Consider the following 15,863-nt stretch of genomic DNA (forward strand, 5'->3'; position numbering starts at 1 on the left):
AATGGAAAATCAAATAAGTAATTCACTAACAATAATAGAGGGGATGGAGTTACAGCAAGTACAAAGTACAATGCAAAAGATTAGCCAATTTCAAGGAGTTATTCAAAAAACTTTACATCAAAATCACGATTTTGGGGTGGTTCCTGGCACCAATAAACCTACACTATTAAAACCAGGTGCTGAAAAAATATTGATGCTTATGGGTTTAAGAAGTGAATTTGATGTAGTAGATAGCACAAGAGACTTTGAAAAAGGATTCTTCCAATATCAAGTGAGATGTAAGCTTTATAAAGACACAGTTCTTATAACAGAAGGTTTAGGAGCTTGCAATACTAAGGAAAAAAAGTACATTAAACAAGATCCTTTCACAATGGATAACACAATATTAAAAATGGCAAAGAAAAGAGCATTAGTTGATGCAACATTACTAGTAGCAAGCCTGTCTGATGTATTTACTCAAGACATTGAAGATATGGACCTTAACGGAGAAAAACCTTCACAAACTCCTAAAGTAGCATTTGATAGTACAGCAACTATAAGCGGAGCTCAGGCTAAAAGATTATATGCAGTAAGTGGAGCAAATGCAGATTTGTGCAAGCAGGTTATTGAAAAGCATGGATATAAAAAGAGTGAAGAAATAAAGAAAGTAGACTATGAGAAAATCTGTGATGAAATAGCTAAGGAAAGAGTAAAAGCAATGGCTGAGGTTAGTGGAGTAACATATCAAGACACACCATTTGAAGAAGTGTAGTCATGAAAGAAGAGTTATTACAAGAAGAAAAGGACTTAATGATGGGGTTCTTTGGTGAGATAGTTCCTAGAAAGGATTTAGATGAATACTTAGATTGGCTTGATGAGCAAAGGCAATTGGAAGAAGAAACATTGAGCAGTGTAACACAACCATGTTAGGAGGTGGCAGTATGGATAAAGCCTTTAAAACACTAGTAGAAAGCGTAAATACTCAGTTGATGGTATTGCTCAGAAGTGGATACAAAATACATGATGCAGAAAACTTAGAGCTCTTTATATCTGGAATTAGGTATGACAGCGAAGATGACATGATAAAGTTTGACCTTCTCGAAGAAAAGTAAAATGCATCCTTTGCCGAGGATGCACACGTAAAAAAACATCTTGGATAAGAGCCCGACAGCTCTTGTCCTCTAGTATAACATGAATAAAAGCAAAGCTTCAATATTAGTATATGGACAAAGCTAAATTTTTATACATGGGGGATGGTAAGAAATGAGAAGAATTGACTTGGAAATGGTTAATTGGATAGATGAACAAGGACATAGGAAAGTGGCTTTTACAGGTAAGAATTTTAACAAAGAAGAGGAGACAGAAGATATGGATTATAAGAAGATGTGGTATCAATTAAAGAAAGAGATGCTAAAACCAATGAATAGGCATGTGACTGCAGAGCACCTAGTAAGAACTATGGATTCTATCGAGATCAATGAAGCTGAGAGAGAGTACGAAATTAAGCGTAAAGTGAATCCTAACTTTAGAATTGTAATGCCTGACAACACACCAGTTGAGGTAAGACAAAAAATTGAAAAGATAGCGAGGAATATGTTTAAGGATATTTAAGCTGTTCTAGATACAAAGGGAGATGAAGCAGAAGTTATGGCACAACTAACATGGATTAAATTAAATATAGATATGTTTGATAATAGGAAAATTAAGCAAGTACGAAAGCTTCCAGGTGGAAATGATATAGTTTTATTTTGGGTAATGTTACTTACCTTAACAGGTAAATGTAATGCTCAAGGATACATTATACTCACTGAAAGTTTACCATATACGCCAGAGATGCTTGCAACCGAATTTGACATGGAACTTAATACAGTGAAAATGGCACTAGAAATATTTCAAAAGTTTAACATGTTAGAGACACATAATGGAACTATTAAAATATCTGGATGGGAAGATCATCAAAACCTAGAAGGAATGGATAAGGTAAAAGAGCAAAATAGACTAAGAAAACAAAAACAGAGATCTAAAATTAAAGAATTGCAAGCACCTGCGCAGGATGAATTTTGCGGAACTAGAGATACAAGTCACGTGACGTCACAAGAAAGTCACAGTATGTCACGTGACAGTCACGCTACAGAAGAAGAAGAAGATAAAGAAGAAGAAATAGAAGAAGATAATTATCTTCTTTATATAGAGGATGTTATAGATTACTACTGTTCTAAAGCCGGAATGATGTCAGTTAACTTTAAATCTAATGAATTTGAGAGTGTAAGAGAATTGTTAAGCAAAAGTATACCTGTTGATGTAATAAAGGCAGGTATAGATTCAGCCTTTAAAAACTATAAGCCGAGATTTAAGGGTGAAAAAATAAGTTCATTCAACTACTGCAAACCAGTAATATTGACTTTATGGACCAACATAAATGCTAAAAAGAAAGGAGCTACGAAGGGTGGAAACAATAAACCAAGTGCTGAAGACGAACTTAGAGAGCAGGGAATCGGATTGTAGAATTTGTGAAAAGTGTGGTGATCCAATAGAGAGAGTCACTTTTCTTCCAGGATTTAATAGATACATTAAGGGTCATGTAATGTGTTCATGCAAGAAAGAAGACATTAAAGCAAAAGAGATAGAAGAAGAAAATAAAGAAAAACAATTAAGGCTAAAGCAGATTATTAAAAATTCTCTTATGGATAACAAATTCAAACAATGTAGATTTGAAAACTGGGACCATAAAAGAGGTTCTGGAAAGATATTCAACATTGGAACTAAGTATGCAGCTAATTTCCCAAAAATGAAAAAAGAAGGAATAGGACTTTTAATATATGGAGATCCGGGGAATGGAAAAACGTATGTAAGCAGCTGTATAGCAAATGAGCTCCTAGATAACTTAATTCCAGTAATATGTATGAGCATAAATGGGCTCTTAGACAGAGTTAAGCAGACATTTAATACTTGGGGTAAGGAAGGAGAGGAAACAATCCTCAGAAGCCTTTCTAATGCAGATTTACTAATCATAGATGACTTAGGAACTGAACAAGATACTGATTGGACTAAAACAAAGATATATAACATTCTAGATAGTAGATACAGAAACGGATTACCACTCATAGTTACAACTAATTTTCCACTGGAGGAGCTTAAAGAAAAGTACCATGAAAGAACTTATGACAGGTTGATTGAGATGTGTACACCAGTAAGGAATGACGGAAAAAGCATAAGAGTTGATAAGGCTAAAGAAAAAACCAGGTTACTGAGTGAATTATTAAGGGGGGAATAAACATGGTAGAAGGAATAACGATAGCTGAAATAAATAGTCTGCAGCAAGAGAATGAAGGGCTTAAAAAAGAAGTAATATTCTTTATGAAACAGGCAAGAGCTGCTGAACTTAGAGTAAAAGAAGCGTGTGAGAACTTTTCGGAATTAAAACAAGTAACATTTGAGAGTGACATCTATCTAGAAAAAATTGCAGAAAGGATAAAAAAGTACATTCCGGTAGATGATATCGAAGCTAATGAGTTTATTCTATATCTGTTAGAAGAGATGAAGTTGTAATTTGAATATACGGAATTTGAATAATTTATGAACTAACTAATAATGTTTGTTATACGAACGATGACCTTTGAAAATTGAATAATACGGTGTCAAGTGGTATAATTAGCCATTCATGTTATATGTAATATTATTCCTAAAATGTTATAATGGATATATAAATCAATAATGGGGGAATTGAAATGAGAAATAAATTTATAATGGCGGCTGTTTTTAGTATTTTTTTATTAATAGCACCTAATGTAAAAGCGGCAAACTTTACGGACTATCAAACAGTAGACACTAATAAAACATGGACAATTAAGTTTACCGATGATGTTGGACTTGATGATGGGAAGATACAAGGTATAACTGTTACCGACAGCAAAGGTGCTGCTATATCAGTAGATGTTAAATTAGCACAAGATAGTAAAACAGTTACCGTAACGGCTCCAACAGGTGGATATGCACCAGGAGAAAGTTACATATTGAATATTGATACTAAAGCACATTCAAATAAAGGCAAGGCATTAAAGAATGAATATAAGGTTCACTTTAATATTAAAAGTAGTGATGTAGTAGTAACATTCAAGGATAACATTTTAGATCAAGCAGTAAGAAATGTAATAAATAAGCCAACAGGAGATATTTATAAAAGTGATGTTGAAAAGATAACTGCTTTGGATTTCTGTCCTGATCCAATGTATGATGGATTATATCATGAAGTACATGATCTTAGTGGAATAGAAAACCTAACTAATTTGAAGATCCTTAATTTAGCAGAGACTTCAGTAAGTGATATAACTGTATTAAAAAACTTGGCTAATCTGCAAACTCTTAATTTAAGATGGACTTCAGTAAGTGATATAAGTCCATTGCAAAACTTAATTAAATTACAATCTCTTTCGCTAAAAGGAACTCAAGTAACTGATGTAGGTATATTACAAAATCTGATTAATTTACAACAAATTTGTTTGAGTGATAATAAGATAACTGATATAACTGCATTGAAGAACTTAACTAAGTTACAATCTCTTTCTCTAGATGGAACTCAGATAACTGATATAAATCCATTGCGGAACTTAACTAATTTACAAAGCCTTTATTTGCATAATACTAAAATAAGTGATATAAATGCCTTGAAAAATTTAACTAATTTACAGATACTTTATTTAGAGAATAGTAAAATAAGTGATATAAGTCCATTGAGGAACTTAACTAATCTACAAACGCTTTATTCTTATGGTAATCAAATAAGTGATATAAGTGCTTTGAAAGGATTGGTTGGTTTACGAGATGTTGCGTTAAGTTCTAATCAAATAAGTGATATAAGTCCATTACAGAATTTAAATAATTTAAAAACGATTGATTTAAGTTCTAATCAAATAAGTGATATAAGTACCTTAAAAGGATTAACTAATTTACAACAGCTAGTTTTATATAATAATCCAATAAGTGATGATGATAAAAAGTTATTAAAAAATGCTTTACCAAATTGTAATATTTATTATGAATATTGATGATAAAATTAGTATCATGCTTATAATATTACAATATTGATATAGTTTTGTCTTGAGTTGAAATTCATATAAAAATTGGAATTATGGTGCTAACAGGGGCATAATTATCATAGTGGGAGGGGATAAAAAAGTGAAGAGAATAAAATTATTGGTTATGTTATGTGTTTTAGGAACAAGTTTATTAGCTACTACTAATGTTTTTGCTAAAGCTAGTGCTATAGCAATAAACGGAAAGGATGGTAAATTATACGAATATAATTATACTAGTTTAAAAGCATCAGCTGTAAATTACTTATTAAATGGAGAAAGTGACTCAGGAAGTGAATTATATGTTGACTTCTTAAGAAGAAAAACGGATAAAAACGGTATAAAAGCTTTTTATGATGATGTAAGATATGCTTATGTAGACTTTGATGTAGTGTCTAAAGCGGCAGTCAACGCAGCACTGACAAATCAAAGCTTTAATTTTAATAATTTTTTAGAGGATTCATCTACTCCAACCATAGCCTTAACAGATGTTAATCCTGGTGGTGATAACATAATAGCTAAAAAACCTAACATATATTTGTATCCGGAGAAAACGGAAGAGTTATCAGTAAAGGTTACTCCTATAGGCAATATAACAAAATCAATTCCTGAATATAATCAAGGCTGGAAAGTAACAGTTGACCCAAGCGGAAAGATTGACAATACTTATGATTTTTTATTTTATGAAGCTTCACTTAATTATCAATTTACTTTAGATAAGGGCTGGATTGTAGATAAAGATAACTTTAATGAAGAGATGAATAACATATTGACTTCCATAGGTTTAAATTCAAAAGAGAAAGGGGATTTTATTGAATACTGGTCAAAAGAGTTGAACTGGAAAACCAGTAGATATGTAGCCTATTACCTAGATCCTAAAGAAATAAATGAAGCAATTAAGCTTAATATATCTAAAGAACCGGATTCATTTTTAAGAGCTTTCTTTTACTTTGTACCTCTTAACGATAATGAGAATTTAGAAATTAAAAAACCCGAAATAAAAGAGTTTAAACGTAATAGATTTACTGTTGTAGAATGGGGCGGCATTTATAAATAAACTATATATTATAATTTAATCTATTGTGCTATTTAAAATTTAAATCTAATTTAGAACTTTTTTAACCTTCTATAGAATATATTTTCAATGTTATACATCTTTGATATTTAATGTTATAACTAAAAAACGAACAGTTTACTAAAACACCGTATTATTCATTTGAATTTTGCGGTGTTTTTAGTTCGTAATTCAAAAATATGGTCAAGTATTAAAGATAAATAAAATAGAGAGCTGCAAGTCTGGACAACCACAAGCTCTCTAAAACATCTCATTGAGACACTTGTATTATAGCATAGTTGTCTTGGTGTGGCAAACAAAACAAAAGGAGGAAATTTATGTATAGTACAAGTAGCAAAGATGAAGTAGTTATAAAGTTAGTAGGAAAGTTATCTTTAGAGTTTTCATACCTAGATCAGATTAAAGCAAGAACTGTAATAGAAGAAGTATTGTACAAATATGAAATAACGCCAACTGAGACATCTTTAGTAGCAAGTGATATAGAAGAGAAACTACAGATATACCTTGCAACTAAAAGACTTGACGGATTAAGTGAGAGGACGTTAAAAAACTATAACTATCAGTTATTGATATTTGCAAATCATTTAAGGAAGCCACTATCAGCGATAACTACAATGGATTTAAGGATGTACTTGGCTGCTAGATGTAAGAATATGAAAGCGACAAGCATAAATGGACAAATATCTATTCTAAAAAGCTTTTTCAGTTGGCTTTCTGATGAAGAGTATATACCCAAAAATCCAGCGAGTAAATTAAAACAAACAAAGGAACCAAAGAGGCTAAGACATGCCTTAAATGATGAAGAACTCGAATTATTAAGACAAGCTTGTAAAACTGATAGAGAGAAGGCTTTAATTGAATTTTTAATCAGTACTGGCTGTAGACTTAGTGAAGTAGTGAATATAAATATAGATAGCATTGATTGGCATGAAATGAGTTTAAATGTTATTGGAAAAGGCAATAAAGAGAGAAAAGTTTACTTTAATGTTAAAGCGAAAATTCTCTTACAAAAATATTTAAAGGCACGAAAAGGCGAGAACTCAGCATTATTTACTGCTAGTAAGTTTCCTTATAATCGTATGGGCGGAAGATCCATAGAACGTGAAATTAATAAGATTGCAGAAAAGGCTAAATTTGATAAATCTATATATCCACACTTGTTCCGTCACAGTTTTGCTACTAGTAGAATCAATAATGGTATGCCATTACATGTCATACAGCATTTAATGGGACATGAAAGCCCTCAAACTACTTTAGTTTACAGCGAACTGAGTGAAGAAAATGTAAGGCACGAGTATAGAAGAATATCTTAAGAACAAGTAAATTTGAGAATTAAAGATTGGGGATATGGAAAATGATAAAGGAAACTTTAAAAATACTTCAAGAGTCTGAAAATCAAAGAGTAAGAACAATAGCGGCATTAGCTATAAATGCAGATATAAGTTTTTTAGAAGCAGAGAAAAGGCTTAATGCTATGTTTGATGAGTGTAGACATCCAACTGGCTTACAAACACAGTATGAATCAGCTATGATGGCAGAGTTAAATAAAGTTTTTTATGGTGAGGTGTAAATATGAAAAGGTCTGAATTTATGGATGAAGTAGTAAAAAGGTATTTTTCGGATAGACGCATAACAGTTCCAGAAGCAATAATTAGAACTGGTGAAGCACTAGGAGTAAATGAAAAACAAATTACTGAGTGGTTTGGGAGTGATGTATATGAATCGTTGGACTCAGGCAGAAGAAAAGTTTCTTAGGCTAAATTGGTCAAATATGAGTGCGCGTGAAATAGCTGAGGCTTTAAGTGAAAAGTTTAAAACTAAAAGAACAAAAAGTTCTATTGATGCTAAAGCACATAAATTGAACTTACTCAGGAAAGATGGTTATTGCAGAACTAATAAGGGAAATCTTGAGGTTGAACTTGAGATTCAGGGAAGAATAAAGACATTAGAACTGCTTAGAATTAAATGTTCAATTGGGAATTGTATTAATGTAAAAATTAAAGTTAAAACAAGTGCACCAAATGTACCTGACAAAATTATAAATGGAAAAATAATACAAAAAAATAATAACTTCATAACAGTAAGACTTAATGAATATATAGAGTGCTTTAAATACACAGATTTTTATACTGGGAGGGCGGTGATTATATGATAATTAACTATCTTGATATAGAAGTAAGGTATGCAAGAATAGGTAGAATAAAGCAGTCTATGAAGCTTGGAGAGTGGGCTAAAGTAGAATTTGAAAAAAGAAAGGGGAATAAGTAAATGAAGATTAGAAAATTATTGGACAAGCAGAAGAAACTAGATACTGAAATACTAGAAAGAGCAGGCATAAAGGAATACCCACTACAAAATATTAAACTTGCTTTGTTAGTGGAGCTTGGAGAATTGGCTAATGAGTGGCAAGGTTTTAAGCACTGGAAGAAAAATAAGACTATAAAAAGAGAAAAGTTACTTGAAGAATGGTCAGATTGTTTTCACTTTGCTTTAAGCCTAGAAAATGAATTGAAACAAACTTCAGAGTGGTTATTAGATAACATAGATGAGGTAATAAATACCCTTGATAAACTAGGATTAAGCATGGAGGTAGGAGAAGTATTTGAAGCTGCTTACGCATACGTTGTAACTGAAGAAAACATCTTACTAGGGATTATGGGACTCGGAAGATGTTTAAATATTAGCTTAGATGAAATGGAGCAAGCCTATTTAGATAAAAATAAAGTCAACCATAAACGTCAAACAGAGGGTTATTAAATTTAAGCGAGAGTAGGTCAAATTTAAAATATAAGCATAACAGCAATGAATTGCCTTAAAATTACCTAGTCTTAAAACTTGAATACGAGCGGTTATAAATAATGTGTATTAATGTATTAATTCAATAGTATAGGAGAAAAAATGGATAGGCTAATTTTTGAAAGGAGAAAAACTAGTAGAAATTGGACATATCAACAATTAAAAATAAATATTGGAGGTAGTGAAATGGAATATATAAAGGACGTCATCATCAATGAAGCAATAGTGCATGTGTTAGATAGTGGAGCTGACGAACCTATCTTAAATGAATATAAATTAGATTTAAATGAGGAAACTTATGGTTTTTTATTAAAGCATATAAAAAAGTCTCTAAAGAGCGAGGATTTACAGTATGCAACCTTTAGAGAAGGAGAGAACAAAGTTAAAGATATTTCGCAGAAGTACCTAAATGGTAAGGAAGATATTATTGCAGTATCTAAGGAACTTTCAGAGAATTTTTTTAACCTTATGAAAATAAGTCAAAACATATCATCATGTGATCTAATAATAGTTTCTATATCAACAGAATATGGTCCTATGCTTGGAATTTTAAAGATGGATTATATAAAGAACTATGTCCACAGAATAGATTTTATTAATAACAAAATAGGAGTAAATATAGTTCCAGAGCTTCAAGGACTACCAAAGACAGGGAAAGTAGAGAAATGTGCTTTTATAAAGCTTATAAGGGAAAATCAAGGCTCTAATCTCATGGTAATAGATAAAAGAGGAAAGAGAAACAGCGAGGAATATGGTAGTGAATACTTTATCGATAAATACTTAAACTGTGAAATATTAAAAAATGAAAGGGATATGACTAAAATCTTTATTAATGCTTCAGAGGAATTTATAAGACGTAACTTTAATGAAGATGCAGGTGCGGCAGAGAAATTAAGAACTGATCTAAAGAGAAGATTGAAAAATGAAGAAAGCATAGATATTCAAAATCTTAGTAAGGATCTATTTGTATATGATGCTGAGATGAAAGAGAGTTTTGAGCAACACATACTAAAGCATTTAGATTCTAATGTCTCTGAGGTGTCAGTAGACAAGGAGTATGTGGAGAAAAGATTTAATAGAATAAAGCTAAAAATTGATAAAGATATTGAACTGACTATAAATGAAGATGCCTACAATGACAGAGGTAGATTTGAAATACAAAGGGTTGGAGATGGAAGTATAAATATAATCATAAAAAATGTAGTGAACTATATAGAAAAGTAAACTGAGGGTATTAGCTTAATAAAAGATAGGACAAGTAGTTCAAGCTTGGCTACTTGTCTAGAAATGGGAGTAAATGAAGAAAGCTGTATATGAAGGAGTTACAAAAGATGTATGGGTATCATGATATTTATTTAAAGGGTGATGAAAATTATGCCAAATAGAGCAGATAGGAGAAGAAGAGAAAGGGAAGTTAAGAAAACTCAGAAGGTTACAACGGTAGATAATACGAGAAGTTTATTCAGTAAATTAAATAATCAAGATTTTATGCTTATAGAAAATGTTATAGAGAATAGAGTTTCAAGCATTATTGCAGACAGCTCTTATATTATGGATATGATTTACTCAGCTAAATTAAGTGATTTAGGATTTAGTTGGGAAGAGACAGAAAAATTCAACAATGAAGCAATCCAGATGTTTCAAGAAGATAGGAAACGTCTGAAGAAAATTGCAGAAGAATGGGGAAAGGATTGTGATGAAAAAATGGCAAAGATGGCTGAAAAAGTAGAAGGTAGAGTAAAAGAACTTATAAATACAGGGGTAGCAAGAAAAGATGTTATAGAGACAATATTGTTTGAGTTTCCAAAGCTAACTAAGAGCATGGCAACTAATGCATATTCAAGGGTTAAAGCAGGCTTAAAGGTAGAGGAAAAACAGGAATATGCAAAAGAAGATCAAGAGGTAAATAAAGCAGCAGAACAAATAATGGAGATTATAGGGGGAGAGGATACTATGAAAAAAGAAGAGGTTAAAAAACTTGGAGAAAAAGAGGATAAACAAGAAAAGGAAAATAATTCTCAGTGCATAGAGGCAAAAATAATGGGAGAAACAATTAGAGAGGTTCAAGCAGATGAGAGTATCAAAGCCACTATAGAAAAGGATAATCTTGAAGTGTTATCTATAAACTTAAAAGGAAAAAATGGCATTTATAGAGCATGTTCTCAAGGGATTGAGTTAACAAATATGGGCAGTATAATAAGCTTCCAAAATGAGCAAGAAGTTGATGAATGGGCAAGAGAAGTTAAACGAGTGTTTAGAATGATTAAATAAAGCAAATTAGTTTAAATAGACTATAGTTTGAGAGCAGGGGTAAAACTCTGTTCTCAAATAAAAATTAAGTGAAAGAGAGATTCGAAATGAGTAGACAAACTGTAAAATTAACATTAGTAGAAATGTATGCAATAAAACATGGATTACAGAAGGCACTGCCAGATAAAAGGTTACAATTAGAACTTGCGATTATAAAGAATAATGCAGAAGAAATAGAAAGATTACAAAAAGATATAGTGCACGAGGCGGCTCTTATACAAAGGTTTGAACATGAGATAAGAGACTTTAGGGAAGGAAAAAGAATAATATAAAGTAGGAGGATAAAGTCATGGAACAGCCTAAGAAAATTTCACTAAAGGACTTCTTAGCTGGGACTGAATGCAGATTCGAGTGTATACACAAACCTATATATTACAGATGCTTATTTAAAATCAATGGTAAGAAACACAGAGCAAGAATATGCTTTGAAAATGGAGAGATACTTATTCGCGGACAAGTAGTCAGGAGGTGTAACATATGCTAGAAACAATATTTACGGTTGCACTTATAGCACTTGTTATAGTAGCTCCAGTTGTAGCATTAGCAATATCAAATCCAACAAAAGAGTACGAGAGGGATGAATAAAAGTGAAATTAATCATGTTAGCTGTAATTGTAGCGATAGTTATCGTAACTACTTTAGCATTATGTAGGTCAGCTGGAAAGGCAGATAGAGAGTTAGAACATCCGGATAGAATAAAACTCTTGAAGTAACTAAGCTGCTTAGAAAAGTAAAAAGCTATGGCAAAGGAGGAAGGGTAGTGGCGTATAGTAAGTACTATTATAAAAAAACTGAAGAGATGTTAAAAGAATATAAAACTTTAGAGAGTGAAATAAAAAATATTGAATTAGACATTGAAGAATTGGACAAAGATTATAAAGGTTGCGGATCTATAACATATGAAGAAAGGTCAGGTCCAACAAATGCATTTAACAGTTCCGTTGAGAATGAAATATTAAGTAGAAGAAAAAAATTAGATAACTTAATGGATTTGAAACGAAGTAAAGAAATAAGAGTGGAAAGAATGAATAATGCCTTAGAAGTACTTAATGATAAGGAATTTAAAATAATTGATTTAAAGTTTTTTTCTGAAAAGAAGAAGAGTTGGACAAACGTCTGTAGGAAAATTGATATGTGTGAGGCATGGTGTAGGAAGTTAAAGGATAGAGCAATTGAAAAAATGATACCAGTATTATTTGTATCTGAGTTGAGTAGCGAAAAAATACTGGAAAAATAGCGTTATAAAATATAGAATTGTAGCATTTATTAGAAGTATACTTAAATCATAGAAAAAATGGTTGATACACAGCAGGGATTACAACTGTGTGGCAACAGTAGAGCATTTAGAGAAATCTAGGTGCTCATTTTATTTGCAAAGGAAGTGAGATAGTGAATCAAATTTATAAGAAAGAAAATTTTATAACAATTCCAGTAGGTAAAGGATACATAGTAATAAACATAGATAAACCTTTCAAAAAAGGTCATACATATGTCAAATCAATTGAAATAGGAAGATTACTTGTAGATTTAGCTATCAAGAAAGAACTTCCGAAAAATCCTTACTATGTAGACAATTTAATAAGAATAACTGAGAACAAAGAATATATAGGTAAGCTGAAAGAATATAAAGATGATGCTTATATGGATCATACAGAATTTAAGAAAATGATGGAAGATGCTCCAGTATATCGAAGACATCATGGAGTAATAAAAAGGGCACGATAGTATAAACAGGCTATTAGGCAGGTGATATGATATGGGAAAGAAAAGGCCTGCAAATCCTATAAAGGATAGGGAAAGAGTTTTAGATATTCAGGATTATCTAAAAGAAAAGAATGAGAGAAACTATATACTATTTATCTTAGGGATTACTACTGGATACAGAGCTGGTGATTTAGTAATACAAAGAGTAAGAGATGTAAAAAAAGCTCTTGATGATGGATATTTTGAGATTCTTGAAGGTAAGAAAATAAATAGTCCTAATGTAAGAGAAGAAAATAGAAAGCCTAGACTAGTAAAGATACCATCAAACCTCGAAAAAATATTAAAAATATACATTAAGGGTAAAAAAGATTATGAGTATTTATTTATATCTAGAAAAGGGAAGAATAAGCACATTACAGTTAGTCATGTAAGTAGAATACTTAAAGCAGCTGGTGAAGCATTTGGACTTAAAAATATAACTGCTCATAGTATGAGAAAAACCTACGCTTATTCTATTTACGTTAAAAAGAAGTTTGACATTCTTTTAGTAAAAGAAATGCTCGGACATAGTAGCATAGAGGAGACTAAATGTTACTTAGGATTAGACAGAGAATTGTATGATGAAGTTAGTGAGGAACTCAATGATTTGATAAGAATCTGATGAGGTCTTTTTTATTTTTTTAATATTGAATGCTTAAAAATTGGGTATATGAACATTCAAGGCAAAAAAGAAAATTCTTACTAATATAAGTCATATAAAAAATGAATGTGTGATTCCCTAAGAAAATGAAACATTCAAAAAAAGAGCAAAAAAAGTACTTAAAGCTTTGAATATCAACGACTGTAAGGTAAGCAACACTCTATAAGTGGTAAGTAATAACTCTTACATTACATGAATTTGGAGTTGTTTGCCCAAAAAACAACTCAACGCAGATTCTAAAATAATTGAAATATCTAGAGTGAATTACTATTGTTCATGTTTTAAAATAAACATGAATATTAGGAGGGCAAAATGAGCAAAGAGAGAAGTCCTAATAGAGATAAAGCGTTTGAGATCTATAAAGAAAATAATGGTCAGATTACATCCAGAGAAATAGCAGAGCTGCTTAATGAAAACTGGCATACAGTAAATGACTGGAGAGTTAAAGATAAGTGGAAAAAGAAGTTAAATAAAATTGGTGCTCCATATGGCAATCAAAATGCAGTTGGGAACAAAGGTGGTGCTCCTAAAGGTAATGTAAATAGTTTTAAGTATGGTAAATATACTAGCAGAATTCCTTTTGCAGTTAAAAATATAATGGAAGAACTAGATATAGAGGATCCATTAGAAAAGCTATGGAGAAGCATATGTCTACAAGAAGCTAGAATTATTTATATGCAAGATATTATGCATGTTGAAAACAAGCAGGATATTACGAAAGAACTAAAGAAGACATCAAGTGGAGAGAAGATGGAATCTGAAGAATATGAAATTCAGTTTGCATGGGATAAAGAAGCCAATCTTATAAATACTCAATCTAAAGGGCTTAATACTTTAGCTAAACTAATTAAACAATATGATGAAATGCTTCACGCTAATTGGGATACAGTTACTGAAGAGCAAAAGTTAAGAGTTGAAAGATTAAAAGTACAGATAAATAATCCTGAGTTGCAGCACAGAAAAGAAGCTAATAAAGAGAAGCAGCAATTAGAAAGAGAAAGATTCGAACATCAAAAGAATATGGATGCATCAAAGAATTGGTAGGTGAGTAGTAATGGCTAAGTATGCAATACTACAAACATTCTATGCTTCAAGTAAGTGGAGAAATTTTAGATTAAACTTAATATTAGAAAGAAGTAAAGAGCATGGCGGAGTTATATGTGAGAAGTGTAAGAAGTTGATAATTAATCAAACAGATGTACATGCACATCATAAGACAGAGCTAACGCCTGAGAATGTTACTGATTATAATATAAGTCTTAATCCAGAACTAATAGAACTTATATGTCATAGTTGCCATGATAAGAAACACTATAGGTTTGGATATAAGCCACCAAAGAAAGTATATATGGTTTATGGTTCACCAATGGCAGGGAAGAAAACATTTATCAAAGAGAACATGGAACGTGGCGATATAGTAGTTGATATGGATAGATTATATGAGGCAGTAAGCATGTTGCCTTCTTATGACAAGCCAGACAACTTACTTACTAATGTAATAAACATAAGAACCTTATTGCTTGATAACATTAAGACTAGGTATGGTAAGTGGTACAATGCTTGGGTAATAGGTGGCTATGCAGATAAGTTCAAGAGGGAGAGGCTAGCTGATGAACTTGGAGCTGAACTTGTTTATATAGAAGCAACTAAGGAAGAGTGCTATACTAGGCTTAATGTAGATGAAGAAAGAAAGTATAGAATAGTTGAGTGGCAGAAGTATATTGATGAATGGTTTGATAAGTACTCATAGTCCCCCCACCTTTGGAAAAATACGTTTGCCGTCAAGACCGTATACCGTACACAAAAACGACACACGATAAAAATTTTGAAAATCAGTTGAAAGTTTTTGAAAAAAGCTGAAACAAAATGAGGTATAAAGAGAAGGTGCAAGAATGACTAAAAAAGAAGCCTATGAAAAAGAGTTGAATAAGTTAAATGAAATATTCAAAGATGTAGATGAATCTAACCGGAAGCTGGTCGAGGGATTAATCCAAGATGCAGCTTTTTTATATGCAGAAAATTATGAGTTAAAGAATATCTTAGAGGAAACAGGAATGATTAAAATTCATCCTAGCAACCCAAGCTTACAAAAACCTTTACCAATTGCAAAAGAATATAGGCAAAACTTAAATAGTTATTCAGTAGTTATAAAGACGCTTAGTGGAATATTGCAAAAGAAAATTGATGATGATGGAGATGACATGGAGGAATTTGAATAAAGGAGGTT

General features: G+C 31.6%; 24 protein-coding genes. All 24 read left to right on the forward strand.

The features are described from left to right. Position 1 precedes the first annotated feature (1 nt). The 24 genes from AC0N0V_RS08200 to AC0N0V_RS08315 all read left to right on the forward strand — a co-directional run bounded on the left by AC0N0V_RS08200 (position 2) and on the right by AC0N0V_RS08315 (position 15,855). Positions 2-751 (forward strand): hypothetical protein, encoded by a 750-nt coding sequence (locus AC0N0V_RS08200; RefSeq protein ID WP_474463430.1) that lies wholly within the window; start codon positions 2-4, stop codon positions 749-751. Positions 752-753: 2 nt separating this feature from the next. Beyond that, entirely contained in the window at positions 754-909 is a 156-nt protein-coding gene (locus AC0N0V_RS08205; protein ID WP_474463431.1) for a hypothetical protein, read from the forward strand. An 11-nt stretch (positions 910-920) separates the two neighbouring features. Further along, positions 921-1,091, forward strand: coding sequence for a hypothetical protein (locus AC0N0V_RS08210; RefSeq protein WP_474463432.1), 171 nt, complete (start codon positions 921-923; stop codon positions 1,089-1,091). 151 nt (positions 1,092-1,242) lie between these two features. Then, the gene (locus AC0N0V_RS08215; RefSeq protein ID WP_474463434.1) at positions 1,243-1,590 is read left to right on the forward strand and encodes a hypothetical protein; all 348 of its coding nucleotides are present in this window, start codon (positions 1,243-1,245) and stop codon (positions 1,588-1,590) included. 36 nt (positions 1,591-1,626) lie between these two features. Continuing rightward, positions 1,627-2,484 (forward strand): phage replisome organizer N-terminal domain-containing protein, encoded by an 858-nt coding sequence (locus AC0N0V_RS08220; RefSeq protein ID WP_474463436.1) that lies wholly within the window; start codon positions 1,627-1,629, stop codon positions 2,482-2,484. After that, positions 2,447-3,253, forward strand: a complete 807-nt coding sequence (locus tag AC0N0V_RS08225) for an ATP-binding protein (RefSeq protein ID WP_474464490.1) — start codon at positions 2,447-2,449, stop codon at positions 3,251-3,253. The genes AC0N0V_RS08220 and AC0N0V_RS08225 overlap by 38 nt, the downstream gene beginning before the upstream one ends. Before the next feature lie 2 nt (positions 3,254-3,255). Beyond that, complete coding sequence (locus AC0N0V_RS08230; RefSeq protein WP_474463437.1) at positions 3,256-3,528, forward strand: hypothetical protein; 273 nt, start codon at positions 3,256-3,258, stop codon at positions 3,526-3,528. Between the two features lie 179 nt (positions 3,529-3,707). Further along, a complete protein-coding gene (locus AC0N0V_RS08235) occupies positions 3,708-5,024 on the forward strand; it encodes a leucine-rich repeat domain-containing protein (RefSeq protein ID WP_474463439.1) in 1,317 nt (438 codons plus the stop codon). A 130-nt stretch (positions 5,025-5,154) separates the two neighbouring features. After that, complete coding sequence (locus AC0N0V_RS08240; RefSeq protein ID WP_474463440.1) at positions 5,155-6,108, forward strand: hypothetical protein; 954 nt, start codon at positions 5,155-5,157, stop codon at positions 6,106-6,108. A 335-nt stretch (positions 6,109-6,443) separates the two neighbouring features. Then, positions 6,444-7,439: a site-specific tyrosine recombinase/integron integrase gene (xerA, locus tag AC0N0V_RS08245; RefSeq protein ID WP_474463441.1), complete on the forward strand. Its 996-nt coding sequence runs from the start codon at positions 6,444-6,446 to the stop codon at positions 7,437-7,439. A 41-nt stretch (positions 7,440-7,480) separates the two neighbouring features. Beyond that, on the forward strand, positions 7,481-7,696 hold the full coding sequence (locus tag AC0N0V_RS08250; protein ID WP_474463443.1) for a hypothetical protein: 216 nt from the start codon (positions 7,481-7,483) through the stop codon (positions 7,694-7,696). 2 nt (positions 7,697-7,698) lie between these two features. Then, positions 7,699-7,881, forward strand: coding sequence for a hypothetical protein (locus tag AC0N0V_RS08255; protein ID WP_474463445.1), 183 nt, complete (start codon positions 7,699-7,701; stop codon positions 7,879-7,881). After that, complete coding sequence (locus AC0N0V_RS08260; protein ID WP_474463446.1) at positions 7,844-8,278, forward strand: hypothetical protein; 435 nt, start codon at positions 7,844-7,846, stop codon at positions 8,276-8,278. The genes AC0N0V_RS08255 and AC0N0V_RS08260 overlap by 38 nt, the downstream gene beginning before the upstream one ends. 116 nt (positions 8,279-8,394) lie before the next feature. Further along, complete coding sequence (locus tag AC0N0V_RS08265) at positions 8,395-8,883, forward strand: dUTP diphosphatase (protein ID WP_474463447.1); 489 nt, start codon at positions 8,395-8,397, stop codon at positions 8,881-8,883. A 225-nt stretch (positions 8,884-9,108) separates the two neighbouring features. Then, the gene (locus AC0N0V_RS08270; RefSeq protein WP_474463448.1) at positions 9,109-10,146 is read left to right on the forward strand and encodes a nucleoid-associated protein; all 1,038 of its coding nucleotides are present in this window, start codon (positions 9,109-9,111) and stop codon (positions 10,144-10,146) included. 150 nt (positions 10,147-10,296) lie between these two features. Beyond that, positions 10,297-11,193, forward strand: a complete 897-nt coding sequence (locus AC0N0V_RS08275; protein WP_474463449.1) for a hypothetical protein — start codon at positions 10,297-10,299, stop codon at positions 11,191-11,193. 68 nt (positions 11,194-11,261) lie between these two features. After that, a complete protein-coding gene (locus tag AC0N0V_RS08280) occupies positions 11,262-11,504 on the forward strand; it encodes a hypothetical protein (RefSeq protein ID WP_474463450.1) in 243 nt (80 codons plus the stop codon). Positions 11,505-11,819: 315 nt separating this feature from the next. Then, positions 11,820-11,945: a hypothetical protein gene (locus AC0N0V_RS08285; RefSeq protein ID WP_474463452.1), complete on the forward strand. Its 126-nt coding sequence runs from the start codon at positions 11,820-11,822 to the stop codon at positions 11,943-11,945. Between the two features lie 47 nt (positions 11,946-11,992). Continuing rightward, positions 11,993-12,469: an RNA polymerase subunit sigma gene (locus tag AC0N0V_RS08290; protein ID WP_474463454.1), complete on the forward strand. Its 477-nt coding sequence runs from the start codon at positions 11,993-11,995 to the stop codon at positions 12,467-12,469. 152 nt (positions 12,470-12,621) lie between these two features. Then, positions 12,622-12,957 (forward strand): hypothetical protein, encoded by a 336-nt coding sequence (locus AC0N0V_RS08295; RefSeq protein WP_474463456.1) that lies wholly within the window; start codon positions 12,622-12,624, stop codon positions 12,955-12,957. Between the two features lie 31 nt (positions 12,958-12,988). Then, the gene (locus AC0N0V_RS08300; protein ID WP_474463457.1) at positions 12,989-13,597 is read left to right on the forward strand and encodes a tyrosine-type recombinase/integrase; all 609 of its coding nucleotides are present in this window, start codon (positions 12,989-12,991) and stop codon (positions 13,595-13,597) included. 351 nt (positions 13,598-13,948) lie between these two features. Then, positions 13,949-14,680, forward strand: a complete 732-nt coding sequence (gene terS / locus AC0N0V_RS08305) for a phage terminase small subunit (protein ID WP_474463459.1) — start codon at positions 13,949-13,951, stop codon at positions 14,678-14,680. 10 nt (positions 14,681-14,690) lie between these two features. Next, positions 14,691-15,386 (forward strand): HNH endonuclease family protein, encoded by a 696-nt coding sequence (locus AC0N0V_RS08310; protein ID WP_474463461.1) that lies wholly within the window; start codon positions 14,691-14,693, stop codon positions 15,384-15,386. A 142-nt stretch (positions 15,387-15,528) separates the two neighbouring features. Then, positions 15,529-15,855 carry a hypothetical protein gene (locus AC0N0V_RS08315; protein WP_474463463.1) on the forward strand — a complete coding sequence of 109 codons (327 nt, stop codon included), beginning with the start codon at positions 15,529-15,531 and terminating at the stop codon, positions 15,853-15,855. Positions 15,856-15,863 lie beyond the last annotated feature (8 nt).

This window comes from Clostridium sp. CS1-1 (assembly GCF_056135525.1).